We start from the raw sequence: 22,106 nt of genomic DNA, 5'->3' as shown, positions 1-22,106 counted from the left end.
ACCGGAGCGGGTAAGGTTCACCCATGCCACTGTGCCATGAGTGTCGGCGAACACAGCGCCGCACGCTATAGCCCGATAGACAACGGAGCGTTTCACCCTGGCAAGTGTCTAGCATAGGGCTTGGCCATCTGCCGACCGCAACAGATCCATCGCTACCCGCTGAATTTCTTTCGCCAACGTTTCGCGTATTGGAGGTTTTCATGCTCACCATTGGTTACGCCGCCCAAACGGCAAAATCGCCCCTGGCGCCATTCAAATTTGAACGCCGCGCCCTGCGCCCGAACGACGTCGCGATGGAAATTCTGTACTGCGGCGTGTGCCACTCCGACTTGCACCAGGCACGGGATGACTGGGGCTTCAGCACCTTCCCAATCGTGCCAGGCCACGAAATTGTCGGCCGCGTCACCGAGGTGGGCAGCGCGGTGAAACGCTACAAGGTCGGCGATGCCGTGGCCGTGGGCTGCATGGTCGACTCCTGCCAGGAGTGCGACCAATGCCGCAAAGGCGAAGAGCAGCTGTGTCGCCAGGCCAATACCCAGACCTACAACAGCCGCGACCGCATCACCAAAGAGCCTACCTACGGCGGTTACTCCAAACATTTGGTGGTGCGTGAAGAGTTCGTTTTGCGCGTACCCGACGCGCTGGACCTGGCCAAAGCAGCGCCGCTGCTGTGCGCGGGCATTACCACCTATTCGCCGCTGCGCACTTGGAATGTTGGGCCTGGCAGCCGCGTGGGGGTTATCGGCCTGGGCGGCTTGGGCCACATGGCGGTGAAACTGGCGGCCGGCATGGGCGCGCAAGTGACCGTGCTCAGCCGCAGCAGCGACAAGCAAGCCGACGCACTGGAGCTGGGTGCCGACGCGCTGCTGGTGTCGTCCGACAAAGACGCCATGAAGAAAGCCGCCTCCAGTTTTGACCTGATCATCGACACCGTGCCGGTGCGTCACGACGTGTCGCCGTATATGTCGCTGCTGGATGTCGACGGCACGCTGGTGATCGTCGGCCAGATCGGCCCCATCGACCAACAGCTGACCTTGCCCTTCGTGCTGGGTCGCCGCCGCTTGGCTGGTTCGCCCATTGGCGGTATTGCCGAGACCCAGGAGATGCTGGATTTCTGCGCACGGAAAAACATCCTTCCGGACTGCGAAATGATCCGCATGGATGAGATCAACGAGGCGTTCGAGCGCATGGAGCGCTCGGACGTGCGCTATCGCTTCGTGATCGACATGGCCTCGCTGGCCTGAGCCACCCTGGCGCTGCGCCAGATAAAAAGCCATGGGCAAGGCCCGGGCGGGCTGGCTATGATCGGAGCCCATGAACAGCGCCACGCCGATCCGCCAACCCTGCCCGCCCGGTGTCTGCATTTGCCGACTGGAAGAACTGCGCTCGGCCGCTGATGCCGACCTACGCATCGTGCGGCTCACCCGCCTGGAAGAGAAAAAGCTGCTCGAACGCCTGGAGCGCATCGACAGCCTCGCCGACCTTGAACACATGTGCCGGCGGATGCACGAGCAGTTGGGCATTCGCCTGGACATCGGCCCCGGCCACACCGAAGTGCGCACCATGCGCGGCATTGCCATCTATGTGCACGACCTGCCCGGCCTATGCCGCAAAACCCGCCAAGCCATTCCAGCCGCCATTCGCCGTGGCCTGGAACACACCCCGCAAATTGCCTTCGACCTGCTCAACGCCAACGACCTGCTGCGCGACGCTTAACGCCGCCGCCCGGAAGGTGTTAACGCAGTCGCCAGCGCCTCCAGCAGCGCGCTAACCTTCGGCAGGTTCTGCCGCGTTTTCAGCCACACCAGATTGATCGGCGAACCATCAAGGGCCAAATCCGGCAGCACTTGCACCAGGCTGCCGCTGTGCAGGTGGTCTTGCACCAGCCACAGCGGCAACTGCGCGATGCCCTGCCCGGCCAGCACAGCCACCACCTGCGCTTCGCCGTCGCCCACGGCAATACGCCCCGGCATCACGCGGCGCTCTCGGTCGCCTGCGTGCTCGCCGGAAAACAGCCACGGGTTCACGCCGCCATCGCTGCGCCCATACACCACGCAGCTGTGCTGCTCGAGGTCGTGCACGGTGCGCGGCTCGCCGTGCTCGGCCAAATAGCGCGGCGCGGCGCAGAAAATCAGGCGCTCTGCGCCCAGATAACGGTGGCCCAAAGCGATGGGCCATTCATCGGGACCACCGATGCGCACGAGGATGTCGATGCCCTCCTCCACCGGATCGACAAAGCGGTCGGAGAACGACACATGGGGGTGCAACAGCCCGTGCTCGGCGACGAAATCGAGAATCACCGGCAGCACGTGCAGGCGGCCGAATGAGGCAGGCAAATCGACCCGCACCTTGCCGCACGGTTCGCCGTGTTCGGTGTGCAGCGCCAGTTCGGCCTCCTCCAGTTCGGCCAACACGGCGGTGCAGGTGCGGTAGAAATCCACCCCCGCTTCGGTGAGTGCCAGGCGCCGGGTGGTGCGTTGGAACAGCCGCGTGTTGAGGCGCGATTCGAGCCGCGCAATGCCTTTGCTCACCGCCGAACTGGTGAGATTCATGCGCTCGGCCGCGGCGGTAAAGCTGCCGGCATCGGCCACGCAGACGAACAGATCGATGCCTTTCAAGCGTTCAGAGGAAAACATGGCGTGCCTGCATTAAGGAATTATGGTCACAGCAGTTGGGATAAACCAGCGTAAATCGGAACTGCATTCGCCAATAAGCTTGCCGCCTGGTTTTCTCAAGAGCAACTGACGATGCAATCTTCCACTTCAACGGCTTCTACCGTCGCCGCCGCGTCCAAGGCGGCACCTCGCGCCGGTCTGTCCATTCTGATTCTGGCCATCGCCGGCTTCATTATTCTGACCACCGAGTTCCTGATTCTGGGCCTGCTGCCTGCCTTGGCGCGGGACCTGAATATCTCCATTCCTGTGGCCGGCCAACTGGTCACTTTGTTCGCGTTCACCGTGATGCTGTTCGGCCCGCTGCTCACGGCCAAACTGGCACACGTGCCGCGCAAAAAACTGTTTGTGTTTGTGCTGCTGGTGTTTGTGGCGTCCAACGCCCTGGCAGCTGCGTCCACCTCGATCTGGGTGCTGGCAGTGGCGCGCTTTATGGCGGCGCTGTTTCTGCCGGTGTTCTGGAGCACGGCCAGCGAAACCGCAGGCCAACTGGCCGGCCCTGGCAACAGTGGCAAGGCGGTAGCGCAGGTGTACATGGGCATTTCTGCCGCCTTTGTCTTTGGTATTCCGCTGGGCACTTTGGCGGCCGACGCGCTGGGCTGGCGCGGCAGTTTCTGGCTATTGGCCGGCGCCGCGCTGTTGATCGCGCTGCTTATTCAAGTGGTGATGCCCGCCATGCCCGCCGCGCCGGTGCAAGCCACGGGCAAACGCCAGACCGACATCCTCAAACAACCGCGATTCCTGGCCCACGTGTTGCTCTCGACACTGGCCTTCACCGCTATGTTCACCGCTTACACCTACCTGGCCGACACCCTTGAGCGCCTGGCGGCGATTCCGTCGGCGCAGGTGGGCTGGTGGCTGATGGGCTTTGGCGCGGTGGGCATGCTCGGCAATCACCTCGGCGGGAAAATGGTTGATCGCAACCCACTCGCCGCCATGGTGCTGTTTCTGCTGATGCTGGCTGCCGGCATGCTCGCCGCCGTGCCCGCTGCCGGACACACGTTCTGGCTGGTGGTGGCGCTCACGGCGTGGGGCGTTGCCCATACGGCGCTGTTCCCCATTTGCCAGGTGCGCGTCATGCAGGCCGGTGCCAGCGCCCAGGCCTTGGCGGCAAGCATGAACATTTCCGCCGCCAACGCTGGCATTGGCCTTGGCGCTATTTTCGGCGGTCTGGGTATTCGCCACTTCGGCTTGGAAAGCCTCGGCGTCCTGGCCACGGTGGGTGCAGCGGCAGCCGTTGTGGTGGCGCTGCTGATGATGCGCCGTCCGGCATAAGCGGTTCATGCGATTTGCATGGCGGCCGTAGGGCAATCGTGCAAATTGCTAATGGCAGGTTGATTGCAAAGACAGCGCAGCCCCCGAATTTGCTGGGCTGCAAGCAGTTTCAAAAGTTGGCACGTCTGCTGCTCTATGTTCTACAACGACTTAAAACCCCCATGGAGCGGTGAAAAATGAAATATCCCGTTAAGCACCTGTTCAACGCCTTCCCGACTTACGAAATCACGTTCAGCCCACGTCCAGACACTTCGGTTCTGTTGACCCTGAAAAACGCCCGCGAAACCTTCACCAAGGTGATCGAGCCGGCGATGATTTTTAACGAGAAGATGGTTGGCCGCCTGATTCGCGAACTGCGCCGTGACATGCGCATCGCCAGCGGCGCCCTGACCTTGAATGTTGAACAAGGTGCTTTCCTGGCCAACCGTGCCAACGAAGCCGCCCGCGCTCAACGCCAAGACTACGCACCCCGCGAGTGGCTGCGCGCTCAAGCGTAAGTTTTCTGCCCGCTGCGGCGTGCACGCGCCGCGCGGCTGTACTGTTTTGGATGCACTGCTTAACGGATGGCTTAACGGACAAAGCCTTGCTCACGGATGAGCCCGATGCAGCTTTCTACTCCCCTCCTTGTGCCTTCAGTGCCCGCTCGCCATTCTTCGGTGATGCGCCGGTGCATCGTTCATATTTCCTGAACTAAAGTGACCCCTCGTGGCCTACGCGTTAGCGAGGCAACAAGCGGTGTTCGTGTGCAGGTTGGATACACTTTCCTGCACAAGATGCGAACACTTCTTTACCGGAAGCCCGCCTTGCTGTATTTCGTCAAAACCTTCTTTAGGGTGAAGGCCGTGTGCCATCAGTGACACCGTCTGCACCCGCCAACACACCTATTAAAAGAACAGCCAACACAGGAGTTTCAGCATGGCCGCACTGGGTCAAGATGCCGTTCAGAAAATTAAAGCCGCCGAGTCGCAGCTGTCCCAAGAGTGGATCGCCTCGCTGCAAGCCACAGGCGGTACGCGCAATCTGAAAGAAGACGAGCTCAAAGCCGACACCCGCGAATTCCTCAAGCTGATCACCACCGCCCTGGAAAACGGTGCCAGCGCCGCCATCGGCACTGCGCAGTGGGAAGACACCCGTCAGTTCCTCGAACGCCTGTCGCGCAACCGCGCTCAGTTGGGTCAGGATTCCAGCCAGACCGCCAATTTTATTTTCGCGCTTAAAGGTCCATTTTTTAGCCTGCTGCAAAAAGAGTTCGGTGACCAACCCGCCGTGTTGGCAGCGCAACTGTTGCAAGCCTCCGAGCTGTTCGACTCCCTCGGCCTGCACACCATCCGCACCTACCAGGCTTCGCGCGAAGCAGTAATCCGTCGCCAGCAAGAAGAGCTGCTGGAACTGTCGACCCCGGTGGTGAAACTGTGGGACGGCGTGCTGGCGCTGCCGATGATCGGCACCCTGGATTCGCAACGCACCCAAGTGGTGATGGAGTCGCTGCTGCAACGCATCGTCGACACCGGTTCGGAAATTGCCATTATCGACATCACCGGCGTGCCGACCGTCGACACCCTGGTGGCCCAACACCTGCTGAAAACCGTGACCGCCATTCGCCTGATGGGCGCGGACTGCATCATCAGCGGCGTGCGCCCACAAATTGCGCAAACCATCGTGCACTTGGGCCTGGACCTGCAAGGCGTCGTCACCAAGGCTAACCTGGCCGACGCCCTGGCCCTGGCGCTACGCCGTCTGGGCACCACCGTGACCAAGGCGCAGTAATCATGGAGCGCATTCCCATTTTGCAGATGGGTCAGTTCCTGCTGGTCACCATTCAGGTGGACATGCATGACCAACTGGCCTTGACCCTGCAGGACGACTTGTCTGAACGCATCAGCGCCACCTCGGCGCGTGGTGTCCTTATCGATATCTCGGCGCTGGACATGGTCGACTCGTTTATCGGCCGCATGATCGGCACCATCTCCGGCTTGTCGCGCATCATGGACGCCGAAACCGTGGTGGTCGGCTTGCAACCGGCCGTGGCCATCACTCTCGTGGAGTTGGGCCTGACCCTGCCGGGCGTGAGCACCGCGCTGAACGTGGAGCGCGGCATGAAGCTCTTGCGCGAGCGGGTTGGCGCGCAATGAACGTGCGCAACAGCGGCACGCAACCGGTACGCATTGAGCAAGACGTGGTAATGGCCCGGCAAACGTCGCGCAAGCTGGCCCAGGAATGCGGCATGCGCCTGATTGACCTGACTAAGCTGGTAACCGCCGTCAGCGAGCTGGCCCGCAACACCGTGGTGTACGGCGGTGGCGGCGACATGGACTGGCAAGTGCTCGACGACGGCGGCCGCACCGGCCTGCGCCTGACCTTCCGCGACGAAGGCCCCGGCATTCCCGACCTCAAGTTGGCAATGACCGATGGCTGGACGTCTGGCAGCGGCATGGGCCTGGGGTTAACCGGCGCCAAGCGTTTAGTCGATGAGTTCGAGCTGGACACCGCGCCCGGCAAAGGCACCCGCGTGACGATCACCCGATGGACGTGAACCTAAGCAGCTCCCTCACCCTGGTGCTGCACGTGGATGACGAGAGCCAAGTCGGGCACGCCCGCCGCGTGGTGCAAAAGCTGGCTGAAGACAGCGGCTTCAACGCCAACGATGCGGGCCGCGCGGCCCTGGTGGCCACCGAACTGACCAGCAACCTGCTCAAGCATGCCGGCCGTGGCGAGCTGCATGTGCGCACGCTGCCTTTTTCCGAGGCCACTGGCATTGAGCTGGTGGCGGTGGATCGCGGCCCAGGCTTCGAGCTGAACGACTGCCTGGCCGATGGTTTTTCCACCGGCGGCACGCAAGGCATTGGCATGGGCGCGGTGGATCGGCAGTCGGATGTCTTCGATGTGTTTGCCGACGCCCGTGGTGCGGTGCTAATGGCGCGGTTGTACCCGCGCGGCAAACACAGCGCCGACCTGCGCTTTGGCGTCACCCAGCATTCGCTGCACAACGTACCAGCGTGCGGCGATACCTGGCATCTGGTGGTCAAGGACAACCATGTCAGCGCAATGATCATCGACGGTCTCGGCCATGGCGAAGAAGCCGAAGAAGCCTCACGTGCTGGCGAAGTCGCTTTCGCCGCCTCGCCATTTTCAGTACCGGTGGTGCTAATTGACGATATGCACCGGGCCATGTGCGGAACCCGAGGTGGCGCGGGCGCCGTGGCGCAATACAACGCCAACACCGGCAGCCTGCATTTCGCTGGCATCGGCAATATCGGCGCTACGCTTATAACGGCCGACAAAAGCCGCGGCCTGGCTTCGCACCCCGGCATTCTTGGCGCTCAGTTTCGCAAGGCACAGGGCTTCGACTTCGCCGACTGCGGCGGGCAACTGCTGGTGATGTTCAGCGATGGCTTGCAGTCGCGCTGGAACCTGCGCGACTACCCCGGCCTGGTGCACCGCCACCCCGCTGTGATCGCCGCCGTGCTGCACCGTGATTTTTGCCGGGGCCGTGATGATGTAACCGTATTGGTCGTTCCACTGGAGGCAGCCAATGGCTGACAGCGATATTCAGGCGCGCCTGCAGGCCGTGCTGGCTGAAAACGAAGCGCTGCGCGCCGAGCTTGAAGAAACCAATCAGGGCGTGCTGGCCTTGTATGCCGAACTGGATACGCAGGCCGATGAATTGCGCCAGGCGTCGGATTTGAAAAGCCGTTTCCTCTCGTACATGAGCCACGAATTCCGCACGCCGCTGGGCTCGATTCTGAGCATCACCAGCCTGCTGGATGACGAACTCGACGGCCCGTTGAGCCCCGAGCAGCACAAGCAGGTGGGCTTTGTGCGCACCGCCGCCAGCGAGCTCAGCGACATGGTCGACGACCTGCTCGACCTGGCGAAAATCGAGGCCGGGCGCATCAGTATTTCGCCGGACTGGTTCGATATGTTCGACCTGTTCTCGGCGCTGCGCGGCATGTTCCGCCCCATCGTCGATGGCAGGTCGGTGGACCTGGTGTTTGCCGAGCCGGTGAACATGCCCAGGCTCTACACCGACGATAAAAAGCTGGCGCAGATTCTGCGCAATTTCATTTCCAACTCCTTGAAGTTCACCCAGCGCGGCGAAGTGCGCGTGTCCGCGCGTCTGGAAAGCGACACCGAAGTGCGCTTCGCCGTGTCGGATACCGGGATTGGCATTCCAGCGGAAATGCACGGCACGCTGTTTGAAGACTTCTCGCAAGTGGACTCACCGCTGCAGAAACGTTTTCGTGGCACCGGCCTGGGTCTGTCGTTGTGCAAACGCTTCGCCGCGTTGCTGGGCGGGCGCGTTGGCGTGGAGAGCGAACCCGGCGTCGGCTCGACGTTCTACGTGATCATTCCTTTTGCAATTGGCCAGGAAAAACCCGATGAAGAATGACGTTCATTTGCTGATCGTCGACGACAACGTGGCCACGCGGTATGCCTTGCGGCGCCGCCTGGAGCAGCAGGGCTATGTCATCGATGAAGCCGGCACAGGTGCTGAAGGCCTGGCGCTGATTGCAGCAAATGAGTACGACGGGTTGATTCTCGACGTGAACCTGCCGGACATGACCGGCTTCGACATCGTGCGCGAGATCCGCCAGCACACGCGAACCGAACTGGTGCCGGTCATTCACGTATCGGCCGCCTCGATTCAGGCCCACGACATTGTCACCGGCCTTGAAACCGGCGCCGACGCCTACCTGACGCACCCCATTGACCCCGAAGTGTTGATGGCCACGCTGCGCACGTTGTTGCGCGTGCGTGACAGCGAAAACGCGCTGCGTGAAAGTGAAGCGCGCTTCCGCGAGATTTTCCGCAACGTGTCGGCGCCCATTGCGGTGATCGACGAACAGCTCAACGTCATCGAAAGCAACCAGGCGTTTGCCCAGTTGTTGCACGGCGATGAACGCCTGCTCGAACACATCGGCGCGGGCCAGGATGAGCCGCTGATTGAACTGCGCAAACGGGTGCTGGCCGGCGAGCGTTGGAAAGGCACGCTCACGCTGCAACTTGATGGCGAAAACCGTGAGACCGAGTGGCAGGTTTCGCCCTATCGCCTGCCCGGCCACAGCCTGGTGTTTGTTGAAGACGTGACCGAACACCGCGAACGTGATCGCGTCCAGCGCCAGCAGCTGGACAAAGCCCACAGCCGCATCGCCCAGGAAGTGGCCGAGCGCGCGCGCACCGAAGAGCAGTTGCTGCAGGCGCAGAAAATGGACGCCCTCGGCAAGCTCACCGGCGGCATCGCCCACGACTTCAACAACATGCTCACCGGCATTATTGCCGCCGTGGAACTGATGAAGCGTCGCGTGGAAGACCAGCGCTACGACACGCTGATGCGCTATGCCGACGCCGCGCTGAGTTCGGCCAACAGTGCCGCCGCGCTCACCCATCGCCTGCTCGCCTTTGCCCGCCAGCAGCCGCTGGACACACGCCCTATCGATATCAACGAGCATGTGTTGTCGCTGGAAGAAATGCTGCGACGCACCATTGGCGAACGCATTTCCCTAACCCTGGAACTCACTGCCGGCACCTCCATTGCGATGGTCGACCCGTTCCAGTTCGAGAGCTCGGTGCTCAACCTGATCATCAACGCGCGCGATGCGCTGCCCAAGGGTGGCAGCATCCGCATCGCCACCTACGCCACGGTGGTGTCGGGTAATGCCAAGTTGGAAGACGGCACCTATATCGCCCTGTCGGTTCGCGACGATGGCATCGGCATTGATGAGTCAGTAATCGGCAAAGTCTTCGACCCGTTCTTCAGCACGAAACCGGTCGGCCAAGGTACTGGCCTGGGGCTGTCGAGTATTTACGGCTTTGCCCGGCAATCGGGCGGCGATGTGAGCATTCGCAGCCGCATCAATAAAGGCACCGAAGTGGTGTTGCTGTTGCCGGCCGGCGATGCCTTACCCGCCAGCGAAGCCGTGCCGGCGACCGCGCCGCAACAGGGCAGCGGTGAGCATGTGCTGATCGTTGAAGACCTGGCCTCAGTGAGCGCGCTGATGTCGGAAATTCTCAGCGATGCCGGTTACAAATTCACTCAGGTGTACGACGCAGAAGGCGCGGTGCAGGCGTTGAAGAACGACCCCTCCATCGACTTGCTGCTGACCGACATCGGCTTGCCGCGCATGGACGGCCGCGACCTGGCCGCCCTCGCCCGCACCATGCGTGCGGGACTGCCGGTGCTGTATGTGTCGGGCTACGCCGAAAATGCCCTGGACCGCCAGGACCTGGCCGGCACCGGCATGGACATGCTCAGCAAACCCTTCCACAGCGTCGACCTGCTCGAGCGCGTCCGCGCCTTGCTCGACCGCTAACGGGCGCCTTCTATCGACAAGCTCGATAAATCTGCGCCCATAAAAAAGCCGCCCACAGAGGGCGGCAAATAAAACCAAAGGTGATGAAGGGAGCAAGGCACTGAATTAGTCTCTGAATTCAGTGCGTTGGGGATTCATCGCGGCCAAGAGTAAGCCCCCGCCCGCCAAACGCACCATTAATAGCGTCGATAGTAAAAATTGAAATAAGCAGTTTTACCGATGGTTTTAAACCGCGTATTTATCCCATCCGCTGCATAGGCTGGGACTTCCTATAGCTCAATAACGTCCCGCCCGTGGTTCGCCTGCCTGCCAGGCTGACCCGATGCGCCGTGCAGCGCCTGCCGCCTTTAGCAACAACAACACATACCAAGAACCGTTATTGGAGCACCTATGTTCAATCGCACACGCATCGCGCTGGCCTGCGCGCTGGCATCGCTGAGTCTTTCGCCGGCGTTTGCCAGTGAGCAATCCGAGTCCAAGGGCTTCGTTGAAGACAGCAGCCTCAACCTGCTGCTGCGCAACGCTTACTTCAACCGTGACTACAAAAACGGCGCCGCCGACCGCAAGGTCTGGGGCCAGGGCTTTATCGGTACGTTCGAGTCCGGTTTCACCCAGGGCACCGTCGGCTTTGGCGTTGACGCCTATGGCCTGCTGGGCATCAAGCTCGACAGCGGCCGTGGTCGCAATTACGGCGCCTTCTTCGACACCGATAGCGACGGCCACCCGGTAGACGACCTGTCTGAAGCAGGCGGCGTGGTGAAGCTGCGCATCTCCAACACCGTGCTGCGTTACGGCAACCAGTTCCCATCGTTGCCGGTATTGGCGTACGACGATTCGCGTCTGCTGCCACAAGCCTTCACCGGCACCCTGGTGACCAGCAAAGAAATCGAAGGCCTGGAACTCAACGCCGGCCGTTTCACCGCGGACAGCCCAATGGGCGACGCCGCGCGCGACCCGAACCGTCTGAAAAGCATCGACGTGATCGGCGGCAGCTATGTGGTCAACGACGCCCTGAGCGTGGCCGCGTACCACTCCGACGTGGAAGACACCTTCAAGAAGTACTACGGCAACGTGAACTTCACCCAGGTGCTGAGCGAGAACCAGGCGTTGAATTTCGACTTCAACATCTACCGCACCGACTACGACGACAACGCGCAAGCGGCGCTGGATTTCGGCGGCGACGGCAACAACGACAGCAACACCCTGTGGAGCCTGGCGGCCAAGTACAGCGTCGGCGCTCACGCCTTTATCGTGGCGCACCAGCGCAGCAGCGGCGACGCGGGCTACGCCTACGACTACGGCGACGGCGGCAGCACCATTTACGTAGCCAACTCCTACTACTCCGACTTCAACTTGAAAGATGAAGAGTCGTGGCAGGTCAGCTACGAGCTGGACTTCAGCGAGTACGGCATCGCCGGCCTGAGCTACAAAACCGCCTATGTACGCGGCAGCAACATCGATGCTGGCGGCGAGCAGGACGGCACCGAGCGTGAATTCTTCAACCAGGTGAAATACGTGGTGCAGGACGGCTCGTTGAAAAACCTGTCGCTGAAACTGCGTAACTCGATCTACCGTGCCGACCGCGACGTGGGCCCGAACCTGAACGAAGTTCGCGCGTTCGTGGAATACCCGCTGGAAATCTTCTGACAACCGCGCCGGCATCGCTCGGCGCCACGTTGACAGCCTGCGGGGTGAGCACTGATAAAACGGTGCTCACCCCGTTTTCGTTTCAGCACATCTGTGCAAGCAGCCAGCGCCTTCACCCGCCACTATCGAGCCTTCCCCAATGGGCCTGCGTGCCCACCTGACAGAGGCTCGCCATGCGCACCACTCGCTCGAACGCTGCGTTGTTGCTTACCCCATTTCTTCTATTGGGCGCTGCCCTTGCGCCACTGGCCGCACAGGCAACGCCCCCCGCGCAGATAAAAACCCAGGCCCCGGGCTTTCAACGCCTGGCGGTGGGCGACTATGAAGTAACAGCGCTGTTCGACGGCTACAACGACCTCGGCCCGTCGTTGCTCAAAGGCCTGTCGCAGAAAGAAATCCGCGCGCTGCTGGCACGCAAAAACATCACCTCGGTCGGCGTGCAAACAGCGTTCAACGCCTTTCTGATCAACACCGGCAAGAACCTGGTGCTGGTTGATACCGGCGCCGGCAAATGCATCGGCCCGACTGCGGGCGGTTTGCCAGACGTAATTCGCGCGGCGGGCTACAGCCCCGATCAAGTCGACACCGTACTGCTCACCCACATGCACCTGGACCACGTGTGCGGCCTGGTCGACGACAAGGGCGCGGCGGTATTTGCCAACGCCGATGTGTACGCGGCAAAAGCCGAAGCCGACTTCTGGCTGAGCAAGGAGAACCTCAACAAGGCACCGAAAGAGGCGCAGGGCTTCTTCCAGATCGCGCAGAACTCCACCGCGCCGTATGCAGCAGCCGGCCGCCTGAAAACCTTCACGCCGGGCCAAGCCCCGATTCCTGGCGTAAGCACCCTGAACCTGGCCGGTCACACGCCGGGCAGCACCGGTTATGCCTTCGAGTCGAACGGGCAACGCATCATTTTTATGGGCGACATCATTCACAGCTTCGCCGTGCAGTTCGCCCACCCGGAAGTGAGCATCGGCTTTGATAACAACGGCACCGAAGCCATTGCCGCGCGCGAAAAGCTGTTCACCCAAGTGGCGCGGGACAACACCTGGGTGGCCGCCGCCCACCTGCCCTTTCCGGCCATCGGCCATATCCGCGTAGAGGGCAAAGGCTTCGCCTGGGTGCCGGTGGAGTTCGGGCCGTATCAGCGCGCCGCGAAAGTGCCGTTGGTGGAATAACGCCTGGGCTCAGGCATTGCGCCCGCTGGTGAATTCGGTGAAGGCCACCAGCGGCAGCGGTTTGCTGAACAGGTAGCCCTGAAATTGCTGGCAACCGTTGTCGAGCAGAAATTGATGCTGGGCAGCGGTTTCCACGCCTTCGGCAATCACCGTCAGGCCCATGTTGCTGCCCAGGCCGATGACGGTGCGCACAATCGCCTCGCTGTTGTGGTCGGTGAGCACGTCGCAGACGAAGGATTGGTCGATCTTCAGCTTGGTCAGCGGCAACTGCTTAAGATGGCTGAGGGACGAATAGCCGGTGCCAAAGTCGTCCAGCGCAAAGGTGACGCCATGGCTCACCAGGTTGGCCATTTTGCGCGACAGCTCCTCCATGTCTTTGACCACCATGGTTTCGGTGACCTCCAGCTCCAGGCGACTGGGGTCGATGCCGGAGCGCTTGATCAGCGCCAGCATGTCGGATTCGAAACTGGCCTGGTTGAACTGCTTCTGGCTGATGTTCACCGCCAGACACAGGTGCTGCATGGCCGGTTCGTCCATCCAGATGCGCAATTGAGCGCACGCCGTTTCCAGCACCCACTTGCCAATCGGAATGATCAGCCCGGTTTCTTCGGCGTGGGGAATGAATTTGCCCGGCGCGATCATGCCGCGCTTGGGATGAAACCAGCGCAGCAAACCTTCAGCGCCGATCACACGGCCGTGCACGTCCAGCTGCGGTTGGTAGTGCAGCTGAAACTGGCCGCTGGATAGCGCTTCAAGCAACTCGCTTTCCCAGGCCGAACGCTGCACCGCATCGGTCTGCAACACATGCAGCATGGCGAACAGCGACAGGATGGCCGCCCAGGTGTTGACCCATGTGCCGGGGCCGCGCGTTGCATCCGGCAGGCTGTGGCCGGGCACCGGCGTCCAGTAGCTGCCGGCCAGCCCGATAAAGGCCAGCAAACACAGGGCTATAACGCTGTAGCGCAGCCAGCGCGGTTCGTCGCGAAACGCCATCATCGCGGCCACGCCGAGCGGCAGCAGATACAAATGGGTGGAACGCGGCACGCTGGCATTCGGCACATCCAGCACCAGGGAAATGCCGATGATCACCAGCAACAGCACGCCAAACAGCAGCAACCGCGCGGTGCGGTCGTAGTGCAGCCAGCTCAAGACGAAAACAGCCACGCCGGTGCCCATCAGCACCAGGTCGATGCCGACAATCAGCCAATGGCCGTGCAGGGAAAAATAAACCGCCCAGATACCGCCCAGCACCCACATCACGAAACTGGCCAACACCCGCACGCGTCGTTCGCGCCGGTGATGGATCAGTGCCAGGTCGGAGGAATTCCAGAATTGCTGCAAGCGTTTGCCGGGCATCAGCGGCGGCCCATTTCGAGGAAAACCATGCTGGCAACACTCCAGAAACGCCGCTTACGGACACGGCGCAACAGTGAAACAGGCGGTTGGAAGGGGCTTAAGACCACACGGTAACAAGGCCGCGTTTAGTAAGGAATATAGCCAGCCCCTTCCATTGCGCAATGCGCCCGCAGCCGCTCAGGGCGCCAATTGCTCGTACGCTTCCAGCGCTTTGAGTGAATACACGTAGGCGGCGCCGGCATTCAGGGAAATGGCCGTGGCCAAGGTTTGCGCCAACTCGGCCTCGGTGGCACCGGCTTTGCGCGCCGCTTGTACGTGCACACCAATACAGCCGTCGCAGCGGGTGGTGATGGCCACGGCGATGGCGATCAGCTCGCGGGTTTTTGCATCCAGCGCATCGCCTTCGGCCGCGGCGTCGCTCAAAGCGCCATAGGCCTGCAGCATTTTCGGGTGGGTTTTGCCGAGTTTGCCAAAGGCTTTTTTCACGGCGGGCACATATTCAGACCAGTTGAACAGCATGGTGGATTCTCCTATGTTGGCGGCGGTGTGCCGGTGGCCTCAAGGCCGACGAACACAGTGTCGGCCGTCCGCGTCGTGCGGGTTTTTCCGCAACGCCCATCCATTTGACGAATCGTCCTAAATGCATGCCTTCGACCACCTGATTGCCCTGGCCAACCTGCGCGGCGTGCTCGACTTGCACTGCCAGCTGCAAGGCGACTGGGCCCTGGATCACCCGCCACTGCCCGCCGGGCAAGCCAGTTATCACGTGATTCTTGAAGGCCAATGCCGCCTGGAATTGCCCGGCCAGAAGCCAGTGCCATTGCGTGCCGCAGATGTGGTGTTGCTGCCACGCAGCGCCGTGCATGTGCTGGCAGCAGGCGATGCGGGACGAAGCGGCGCGGCCGCGTTGCGCAAACTCGCTGAGCCTGGGCGAATCACGCAATTGCGCAACGGTGCCGGCAGCGGCGAGCTGAACATGCTGTGTGGGCGTATCGACTATTTACCAAACGCCACCTTGCTGGCGGCCCTGCCGGAGGTGCTGGTCATCAACGCCAGCGCGCCAGTTCAGCATGAGCGACTCAACGCCTTGATAACGCTCATGCGCCTAGAGGCCGAAGGGCAACAGGTGGCCAATCAGTCGGTGGTCGACGGGCTGTCGGTGATTTTGTTTACGCTGGTATTGCGCCATGTCTGCGAGCACCAGCACGAGCTGCCGGGCGTGTTTGCGCTGCTTCGCGACAAACGCCTGGCCAGGGCGGCGCAGGCACTACTCGCCGATTTGGGCCAGGCCTGGACGGTGGAAAGTTTGGCGGAGTGCGCGAGCATGTCGCGCTCCAACTTCGTTCGCGCGTTTGTCGCCGCCACCGGCCTTGCGCCGGCCGCCTGGCTGATGCAACTACGCATCGAGCGCGCTCAGCTATTGTTACAGCGAAGCGCTGCGCCGGTGAGTGACATCGCGCTGGCGGTGGGCTATCCCACCCTCAGCTCGTTCAGCCGAATGTTCAAACAGCAAACCGGCGAAACGCCTGCGCAGCACCGGCTACGAGTGACGACTGCTTCACGGCAACAGTGAGCAGCCTGTCACATTTCGCGCCGTTGAATTATCCTTGGCTCCGTCGGACTTTTCCCAGAGGGTCATTAATGGCCAGAATGATCTTCCCTGCCGCTTGCGCCAGGTTGCAAAACCACTTCGCGCCGCTTGGCTTCGAAGGCGTATTGAGTTCGCCGACGTCCATGACCGCCCGGGTCTACGACCCGCAAACCGGCGAAAACCTGGTAGTAATTACCTGCATTCCGTGCGGCACCACGCTGTCGGAAGAAGACGTGGAAATCATCGCCCAGGCCATCGAAATCGAGATTGAAGTGTTGCAATTCCGCGCCCAGCGGGCCAGCGACAGCCGATCCGGTTAAGCCTCGCCGCCGCCCGGCCCGTTAAGTTTCTACAGATACGCCGCAATCGCGGCCATCGCCCGTTCCACGTAACCCTCTTTCTCTCCCACAGGCGCCACGTAATGGATGGCCGCTTGCGCCGCGTCGAGCCCTTCAAGGCGGGCGATGGTCCAGGCCGCCAAGTATTGCGACGCCAGGCAGCCACCCGCTGTGGCGACGTTGCCATTGGCGAAGAACGGCTGGTTCAACACATCAACACCCGCCTCCATCACCCACGGCTTGGTAGTCAGGTCGGTGCAGGCGACGCCGCCTGGCAGCAGGCCGAGCTTGGCCAGAATCAATGTGCCTGAGCATTGCGCGCCAATCAGTTGCCGCGCGGGGTCCAGCTTCAGTTGCGCCATCAGCTCGGCGGACTGCACCACCTCGCGCGTGGCGATGCCGCTACCTACAAGCACCGCATCCGCTTCGCACGCCTGCTCCAGGGAAATATGCGCATCCATCCACACGCCATTCATTGACCGCACCCGCGCCGACGGGCTGGCGATGGACACCGTCCAGCCAGGGGTTTTAACGCGTTGCAAAATGCCGAAAGGAATCAGGGAGTCGAGTTCGTTAAAACCGTCAAAGGTCAGAATGGCGATGTGCATGGAGGCGTCCGTTGGAGAGTGGCTCGCCGGCATCTTATTCAGCCTTGCTCAACACAATCAACGAATGGTTGCATCAGCCCCGCTGCTATCATCCAGCCAGCAACTTCCTCGCAACGGCACAGGCGATTCCCATGCAACGCGCAGACAAAACCCGCCTCAGACCCTGGCTTATTTTCTGGCTCTACGCGGTGGCGGTCGGCCATCTGGTGGGCGGATTATTGATGACATACGTAGGCGATGCCGCCGCGCTGGCCGATTACCACCGCAACATCGAACTTGCGTTTCAGAGCAGCGGCACAGCGGCCAACCTGCACGGCCTGCAAGTGTGGTGGTTCGCCTTGTTCGGCGCCACGGTGCAAAGCTACGCGCTATTCATGGGGGCGCTGGTTTACCTGGGCAACCGCTACCGCAGCCGCGTGGCCTGGGGAGCGATGATCGCGGGCGTGGTGTTGTGGGGGCCACAAGACATCTGGATGTCCATGCAGGCGGGCGTGTGGTCACACGTAGGGGTCGACTGCTTCGCCATGGTCAGCTTGCTCGTGCCGCTGGTGTGGTTGCTGCGCCAAGACAGTGCCCCGGCGGCGCTCAGCCAAGGCCCCAGCGGCCCAGCGCACAACCCCTTCACCGAGCTCGCTCATCAGCGCGTATTGATCACCGGAGGTACCGGATTTATCGGTGAAACGCTGGTCAAGCAACTCTTGGACGGCGGGCATGAGGTCACCGTATTCGCCCGTAACCCGCGGCGCGCCGCCTTCCAATTCAACGGTCGCGCACGGTGCGTTAGCAGCCTTGCCGCGCTGACCGAATGGGACGTCTTCGACGCCGTCATCAACCTGGCGGGTGCGCCTGTGGCGGGGCCTCGTTGGTCGGCCAAGCGTCAGGCGCAATTGCTGGCCAGCCGTGTGGGTGTCACCGACGCCCTGGTCGCCTGGCTGGAAAAAGCCCGGCACAAACCCACTGTATGGCTGCAAGCCTCGGCTATCGGCTACTACGGCGTGCGCAGCCCGGACGAAGTGCTGACTGAAGACAGCGCAAAAGGCGGCGGATTTATGGCCGAACTCTGCGCCCGCTGGGAAGCCTCCGCCGCCGCTGTGCAAGCGGCCGGCGTGCGCCAAGTGGTGATGCGTTTGGGCGTGGTGTTCGGCCCCGGCGGCGCGCTGCAGCCGCTGCTGCTGCCCCACCGTTTCGGCCTTGGCGGGCGCCTGGGCAGCGGTAAACAAATAATGAGCTGGATTCACCGCGAAGACCTGCTGCGCCTATTCGCCCGCGCGCTCGCCGACTCCACCATGCACGGCACCTACAACGCCGTCGCCCCCGAAGCCGTAAGCCAGGCGCAGTTCGCTGCCACCGCGGGTCGCGTGCTTAATCGGCCCGTGTGGCTGCACCTGCCGGCTGCCCCGGTTCGTTTACTGGCCGGTGAAATGGCGCAACTGTTTGTCGATGGCCAGAACGTGACGCCGGCTCGGCTGCTGAGCGAAGGCTTCAGCTTCCGCTATCCGAACCTTGAAGAGGCGTTGCGGGATTTGACTTAGTCACTGATGGCTTGGTCATTGAACGAGGAGAAAACGATGGGCACCCGAGGCAACGATAAGCAGATCGATAACATCGAGTTCAACGTCGCTGATATCGAACGCAGCAAAGCCTTTTACGGCAGCGTATTTGGCTGGACCTTCACCGATTACGGTCCAACCTATTGTGAATTCAGCGACGGCCGGCTCACCGGGGGCTTTACCACAGGCGAGCCCGTGCGCCCCGGTGGGCCGTTGGTGATCGTGTATGGCGAAGACCTGGCGGCCACGCAGGCCCGCGTCGAAGCGGCCGGCGGCACCATCAGCAAAGCGGTATTCAGCTTTCCAGGCGGGCGCCGGTTTCAGTTTCTGGATTTGGATGGGTATGAGTTGGCGGTGTGGTCGGTCGCTTAACTCGCCGCCATCCACCGCTTGTACTGACGCGTGCGGCGCAGTGTTTTCAGCTGTTCCAACACCAAGGCTTTAAGCGGTGAAACACCCGGCTTGGGCTGTTTCCCACGGCTGAGTTGGTTGAGCTGAAACTTCACCACTGCCATGTAGGCCAGCGAGGCGAACACTTTGTTTTTCCAGTTAATCGTCGCCAGTTCAGGGCTGCTGGCCTGGCCGGTCTGCCAGCGTTTGGGCAATGCCGGATCAATGGACAACGCTGTGGCGATGCCGGCCATGGCGACGCCGCTGGCCAGTACCTGCTCGACAACGGGCAAGCGACGAATGCCGCCGGTGACCATCAGCGGCATGCGTGCGGTTTTGGCGATGTCGCTGGCGAACTCAAGGAAATACGCCTCACGCGCCAGCGTGCGACCGTCTCGTGCCTGGCCTTGCATGGCGGGCGCTTCGTAGCTGCCGCCGGAAAGCTCGACCAAGTCCACGGGCAACTCGTTGAGCAGTTCCACCACTTTCAACGCATCGGCGCCGTCGAAGCCGCCGCGTTGGAAATCGGCCGAGTTGAGTTTGACCGACACGCCGAACGCCGGGCCGACCACGGCCCGCACCGCCTTGACCACTTCCACTAACACACGCGCGCGGTTTTCCAGGCTACCGCCCCAGCGGTCGGTGCGTTGGTTGCTCAGTGGCGATAGGAATTGGCTGAGCAGGTAGCCGTGCGCGGCGTGGATTTGCACGCCGTTAAAGCCGGCTTGTTCGGCTAGCTGCGCACTGGTGGCAAAGCGTTGAATCAGCTCGGCGATGTCCGCCTCGCTCATCGGTTTTGGCTCGGCGAACATTTTCGACATGCCGCCCAGTTGCAGCGAGACAGCCGACGGCGCGACGGTTTGCTGCCCCAGGCTCGCCTGCATCTGACGGCCAGGATGATTGAGCTGCATCCACACTTGAGCGCCGTGGCTGCGGCTGATGCGGGCCCACTGGCGGAATTTTTCCAACTGCCGCGCATCTTCCAGCACTACGCCACCCGGGCCGGTCATGGCGCGGCGGTCGACCATCACGTTGCCGGTCAGAATCATCCCGGCGCCGCCCTCCGCCCACGCTTGGTACAAGCGAAACAGTTCAGGCGAGGGGCCTTGGTCTGCGTCGGCCAGGTTTTCCTCCATGGCCGCTTTGCAAATGCGGTTGGGAACGGTGGTGCCGTTGGGCAATTGCAGTGGCGAAAAGACAGGCATCTCGAACTCCAGAGAAAAATGCAGTTGGAAGAAGACGCGAGCCTAAGGTTAAAGTCAGCTTTAAGGTCAACCCCTCTTTTATCGGGCGAAGCATCGCCTTGGAGTACTGATGAAAATCGGCGAACTGGCACAACGCACCCAACTGGCCCCGTCCCGCATCCGTTACTACGAAGCCAGCGGCCTGATCGCCGCTCAGCGCCACGCCAACGGTTACCGGCACTACCCGGCCCATACCGTCAGCACGTTGGAAATCATCCTCAACGCCCAGCGCGCCGGTTTCTCCCTCGACGAAATCCGCCGCTTCTTGCCGGACAACAATCCGCAGGGGCTCGACCATGGCGAAATCCTGGTCAGCCTGCGTCGCAAAGTCACCGAGATAGAAGACATGCAACAGCGTCTGGCGCAGAACAAAGCGCGACTGCTGGCAATCATTAGCGATATCGAAAACAGGCCCGAAGGCATGGGCTGCGGCGATAACGCTGAGCGAGTGCTGGAGAAAATGCGGGAAGGGAAGACGGCAGATCGCATCGCGGCTAAAGCCGCTCCTACAGGGAAAGCGTTGGTCTAGATGCCCGCGTGCTCTGCCTTCTGTGGGAGCGACTTTGGTCGCGATCCCTGCAAACGGTGAACGCCGGCAGTTCGCAATCGCGGCTAAAGCCGCTCCTACAGGGAAAGCGTTGGTCTAGATGCCCGCGTGCTTTGCGTTCTGTGGGAGCGACTTTGGTCGCGATCCCTGCAAACGGTGAACGCCGGCAGTTCGCAATCGCGGCTCAAGCCGCTCCTACAGGGAACGCGTTGGCCTAGATGCCCGCGTGCTCTGCGTTCTGTGGGAGCGACTTTAGTCGCGATCCCTGCAAACGGTGAACGCCGGCAGACGATTTTTCAACGCCTACCCCACCCGCGCCAACGTCAACGGATCTGCATGCCCGGCAAAAAAATGCTCAAGCACTTGCGAGAAAATATTCGGCTCGTGGGTCAGCGTGGCGAACAGGGTCATGCAGGAGCACAACTTGGTGTCGTCGGGGCTACCTAAAATGGCGCGAGCGCTGCGGTCGGGCCAGGCCAGCAATGCGTTGGTGCAGGCATGCAGGCGGGGGCCGAGGACGGGGTGGGTGATGTAGGCGTTGGCCTCATCGAGACCGGAGATTCCGTAGAACTCGGAATTGGCGCTGTGCCCCAGGCCTTTTAGCTGCGGGAAAATAAACCACATCCAATGACTTCGTTTCTGTCCGGCCTGGATTTCGGCGAGGGCCTGATCGTAGGTGGAAGCTTGGGCGTCGACAAAGCGTTGCAGGTTGTGGATATCGGCCATTGGCTGGGCTCCGGAGGTGACGGTCTAGGGGGTTGGACCGGGCACCTTCCAGAGTGTGCGAACTTTAATTGATGGCCAAACGGCATCACCGGATGTGCGGTACACCCCACCCGGTGAATCAGATCACCACATCAGATCGTCAGGAATCTTGTACGCCGCGTACGGATCGTTAGCGTCGTCTTCTTCGGTCTGCACATTCAGTTGCACGATGCGGCGCGGGTCGCGTTCCTGAATTTTCAAAGCAGCTTCGCGGGGAATCACTTCGTAACCGCCGCCATGTTGAACAATGGCCAGCGAGCCGCTGCTTAGCTTGTTGCGCATCAGGGCGTTGACGCAGAGGCGCTTGACCTTTTTATCGTCAACGAAGTTGTAGTAGTCCTCGGTGGTCAGCTTGGGCAGGCGGCTCGATTCGATCAATTGCTTGATCTGCGCGGCTTCGGCTTTCTTCTGCGCCTTTTCCTGCTGCTGACGATTGAGTTCCTGGTCGCGGGCGATCTTCTCGGCCTTGGCTTCGAGTGCAACGCGCTGCTGCGAGTCGTCGACCTCAACCTGGCCTTTGTGCTCGAGGCGCTTTTGCTTTTGCTTTTCCTTGCTGACCTGTTTGGCCTGCTTCTCGTTGACCAGGCCGGCTTTCAGCAACTGGTCACGCAATGACATGCTCATGCTTGATGAC

General features: G+C 61.6%; 24 protein-coding genes. 17 read left to right on the top strand and 7 right to left on the bottom strand.

Annotated features, from left to right (window positions below; all coding sequences use genetic code 11):
* Positions 1-200: 200 nt before the first annotated feature.
* Entirely contained in the window at positions 201-1,244 is a 1,044-nt protein-coding gene (locus ACZZ0Q_RS05575) for an NAD(P)-dependent alcohol dehydrogenase (RefSeq protein ID WP_463539802.1), read from the top strand.
* Positions 1,245-1,314: 70 nt separating this feature from the next.
* Positions 1,315-1,716, top strand: coding sequence for a hypothetical protein (locus tag ACZZ0Q_RS05570; protein WP_463539803.1), 402 nt, complete (start codon positions 1,315-1,317; stop codon positions 1,714-1,716).
* On the opposite strand, the gene ACZZ0Q_RS05565 is transcribed toward ACZZ0Q_RS05570, so the two are convergent.
* Positions 1,713-2,636 carry a LysR family transcriptional regulator gene (locus ACZZ0Q_RS05565; protein ID WP_463539804.1) on the bottom strand — a complete coding sequence of 308 codons (924 nt, stop codon included), beginning with the start codon at positions 2,634-2,636 and terminating at the stop codon, positions 1,713-1,715. The genes ACZZ0Q_RS05570 and ACZZ0Q_RS05565 overlap by 4 nt on opposite strands.
* A gap of 111 nt (positions 2,637-2,747) precedes the next feature.
* Here ACZZ0Q_RS05565 and ACZZ0Q_RS05560 point away from each other — a divergent pair, with 111 nt between their 5' ends.
* From ACZZ0Q_RS05560 to ACZZ0Q_RS05515, 10 genes are all read left to right on the top strand, one after another.
* A complete protein-coding gene (locus ACZZ0Q_RS05560) occupies positions 2,748-3,947 on the top strand; it encodes an MFS transporter (RefSeq protein WP_463539805.1) in 1,200 nt (399 codons plus the stop codon).
* A gap of 176 nt (positions 3,948-4,123) precedes the next feature.
* Positions 4,124-4,444, top strand: coding sequence for a DUF3509 domain-containing protein (locus ACZZ0Q_RS05555; protein ID WP_122494007.1), 321 nt, complete (start codon positions 4,124-4,126; stop codon positions 4,442-4,444).
* 418 nt (positions 4,445-4,862) lie between these two features.
* Positions 4,863-5,714 (top strand): STAS domain-containing protein, encoded by an 852-nt coding sequence (locus ACZZ0Q_RS05550; protein ID WP_463539806.1) that lies wholly within the window; start codon positions 4,863-4,865, stop codon positions 5,712-5,714.
* Positions 5,715-5,716: 2 nt separating this feature from the next.
* Entirely contained in the window at positions 5,717-6,079 is a 363-nt protein-coding gene (locus ACZZ0Q_RS05545; RefSeq protein WP_463539807.1) for an STAS domain-containing protein, read from the top strand.
* On the top strand, positions 6,076-6,480 hold the full coding sequence (locus tag ACZZ0Q_RS05540) for an anti-sigma regulatory factor (RefSeq protein WP_463383573.1): 405 nt from the start codon (positions 6,076-6,078) through the stop codon (positions 6,478-6,480). The genes ACZZ0Q_RS05545 and ACZZ0Q_RS05540 overlap by 4 nt, the downstream gene beginning before the upstream one ends.
* Complete coding sequence (locus ACZZ0Q_RS05535; RefSeq protein WP_463539808.1) at positions 6,471-7,487, top strand: ATP-binding protein; 1,017 nt, start codon at positions 6,471-6,473, stop codon at positions 7,485-7,487. The genes ACZZ0Q_RS05540 and ACZZ0Q_RS05535 overlap by 10 nt, the downstream gene beginning before the upstream one ends.
* Complete coding sequence (locus ACZZ0Q_RS05530) at positions 7,480-8,337, top strand: sensor histidine kinase (protein WP_463560351.1); 858 nt, start codon at positions 7,480-7,482, stop codon at positions 8,335-8,337. Before ACZZ0Q_RS05535 ends, ACZZ0Q_RS05530 begins: the two co-directional genes overlap by 8 nt.
* Positions 8,327-10,258 (top strand): response regulator, encoded by a 1,932-nt coding sequence (locus ACZZ0Q_RS05525; RefSeq protein ID WP_463542231.1) that lies wholly within the window; start codon positions 8,327-8,329, stop codon positions 10,256-10,258. Before ACZZ0Q_RS05530 ends, ACZZ0Q_RS05525 begins: the two co-directional genes overlap by 11 nt.
* 390 nt (positions 10,259-10,648) lie before the next feature.
* Entirely contained in the window at positions 10,649-11,905 is a 1,257-nt protein-coding gene (locus tag ACZZ0Q_RS05520) for an OprD family porin (RefSeq protein WP_463539809.1), read from the top strand.
* A 173-nt stretch (positions 11,906-12,078) separates the two neighbouring features.
* A complete protein-coding gene (locus ACZZ0Q_RS05515; RefSeq protein WP_463560349.1) occupies positions 12,079-13,083 on the top strand; it encodes an MBL fold metallo-hydrolase in 1,005 nt (334 codons plus the stop codon).
* A 9-nt stretch (positions 13,084-13,092) separates the two neighbouring features.
* On the opposite strand, the gene ACZZ0Q_RS05510 is transcribed toward ACZZ0Q_RS05515, so the two are convergent.
* Both ACZZ0Q_RS05510 and ACZZ0Q_RS05505 read right to left on the bottom strand, forming a co-directional pair.
* Entirely contained in the window at positions 13,093-14,439 is a 1,347-nt protein-coding gene (locus ACZZ0Q_RS05510) for a putative bifunctional diguanylate cyclase/phosphodiesterase (protein ID WP_463539811.1), read from the bottom strand.
* A 177-nt stretch (positions 14,440-14,616) separates the two neighbouring features.
* Entirely contained in the window at positions 14,617-14,958 is a 342-nt protein-coding gene (locus ACZZ0Q_RS05505) for a carboxymuconolactone decarboxylase family protein (protein ID WP_122494014.1), read from the bottom strand.
* A 121-nt stretch (positions 14,959-15,079) separates the two neighbouring features.
* Between ACZZ0Q_RS05505 and ACZZ0Q_RS05500 the strand changes: the two genes are divergently transcribed.
* Both ACZZ0Q_RS05500 and ACZZ0Q_RS05495 read left to right on the top strand, forming a co-directional pair.
* On the top strand, positions 15,080-16,012 hold the full coding sequence (locus ACZZ0Q_RS05500) for an AraC family transcriptional regulator (RefSeq protein ID WP_463539812.1): 933 nt from the start codon (positions 15,080-15,082) through the stop codon (positions 16,010-16,012).
* 68 nt (positions 16,013-16,080) lie between these two features.
* The gene (locus tag ACZZ0Q_RS05495; protein WP_463539813.1) at positions 16,081-16,350 is read left to right on the top strand and encodes a DUF1652 domain-containing protein; all 270 of its coding nucleotides are present in this window, start codon (positions 16,081-16,083) and stop codon (positions 16,348-16,350) included.
* A gap of 29 nt (positions 16,351-16,379) precedes the next feature.
* On the opposite strand, the gene ACZZ0Q_RS05490 is transcribed toward ACZZ0Q_RS05495, so the two are convergent.
* Complete coding sequence (locus tag ACZZ0Q_RS05490; protein WP_463539814.1) at positions 16,380-16,976, bottom strand: DJ-1/PfpI family protein; 597 nt, start codon at positions 16,974-16,976, stop codon at positions 16,380-16,382.
* A gap of 131 nt (positions 16,977-17,107) precedes the next feature.
* Here ACZZ0Q_RS05490 and ACZZ0Q_RS05485 point away from each other — a divergent pair, with 131 nt between their 5' ends.
* Together ACZZ0Q_RS05485 and ACZZ0Q_RS05480 are read left to right on the top strand one after the other, a co-directional pair.
* Positions 17,108-18,508 (top strand): TIGR01777 family oxidoreductase, encoded by a 1,401-nt coding sequence (locus ACZZ0Q_RS05485; protein WP_463539815.1) that lies wholly within the window; start codon positions 17,108-17,110, stop codon positions 18,506-18,508.
* A gap of 36 nt (positions 18,509-18,544) precedes the next feature.
* Positions 18,545-18,898 carry a VOC family protein gene (locus tag ACZZ0Q_RS05480; protein WP_463539816.1) on the top strand — a complete coding sequence of 118 codons (354 nt, stop codon included), beginning with the start codon at positions 18,545-18,547 and terminating at the stop codon, positions 18,896-18,898.
* Here the strand turns inward: ACZZ0Q_RS05480 and ACZZ0Q_RS05475 are convergent.
* The gene (locus tag ACZZ0Q_RS05475; protein ID WP_463539817.1) at positions 18,895-20,121 is read right to left on the bottom strand and encodes an NADH:flavin oxidoreductase/NADH oxidase family protein; all 1,227 of its coding nucleotides are present in this window, start codon (positions 20,119-20,121) and stop codon (positions 18,895-18,897) included. The two genes, ACZZ0Q_RS05480 and ACZZ0Q_RS05475, sit on opposite strands and share 4 nt — an antisense overlap.
* 109 nt (positions 20,122-20,230) lie before the next feature.
* Between ACZZ0Q_RS05475 and ACZZ0Q_RS05470 the strand changes: the two genes are divergently transcribed.
* The gene (locus tag ACZZ0Q_RS05470) at positions 20,231-20,689 is read left to right on the top strand and encodes a MerR family transcriptional regulator (protein ID WP_463539818.1); all 459 of its coding nucleotides are present in this window, start codon (positions 20,231-20,233) and stop codon (positions 20,687-20,689) included.
* Between the two features lie 321 nt (positions 20,690-21,010).
* Here ACZZ0Q_RS05470 and ACZZ0Q_RS05465 read toward each other — a convergent pair whose 3' ends face one another.
* Entirely contained in the window at positions 21,011-21,433 is a 423-nt protein-coding gene (locus ACZZ0Q_RS05465) for a DUF1810 domain-containing protein (RefSeq protein ID WP_463539819.1), read from the bottom strand.
* 123 nt (positions 21,434-21,556) lie between these two features.
* Positions 21,557-22,096, bottom strand: a complete 540-nt coding sequence (locus tag ACZZ0Q_RS05460; protein WP_463539820.1) for a DUF2058 domain-containing protein — start codon at positions 22,094-22,096, stop codon at positions 21,557-21,559.
* Positions 22,097-22,106 lie beyond the last annotated feature (10 nt).

It is taken from the genome of Pseudomonas sp. AC070, assembly GCF_979258635.1.
This window is presented reverse-complemented; position numbering and strand designations above follow the sequence as displayed.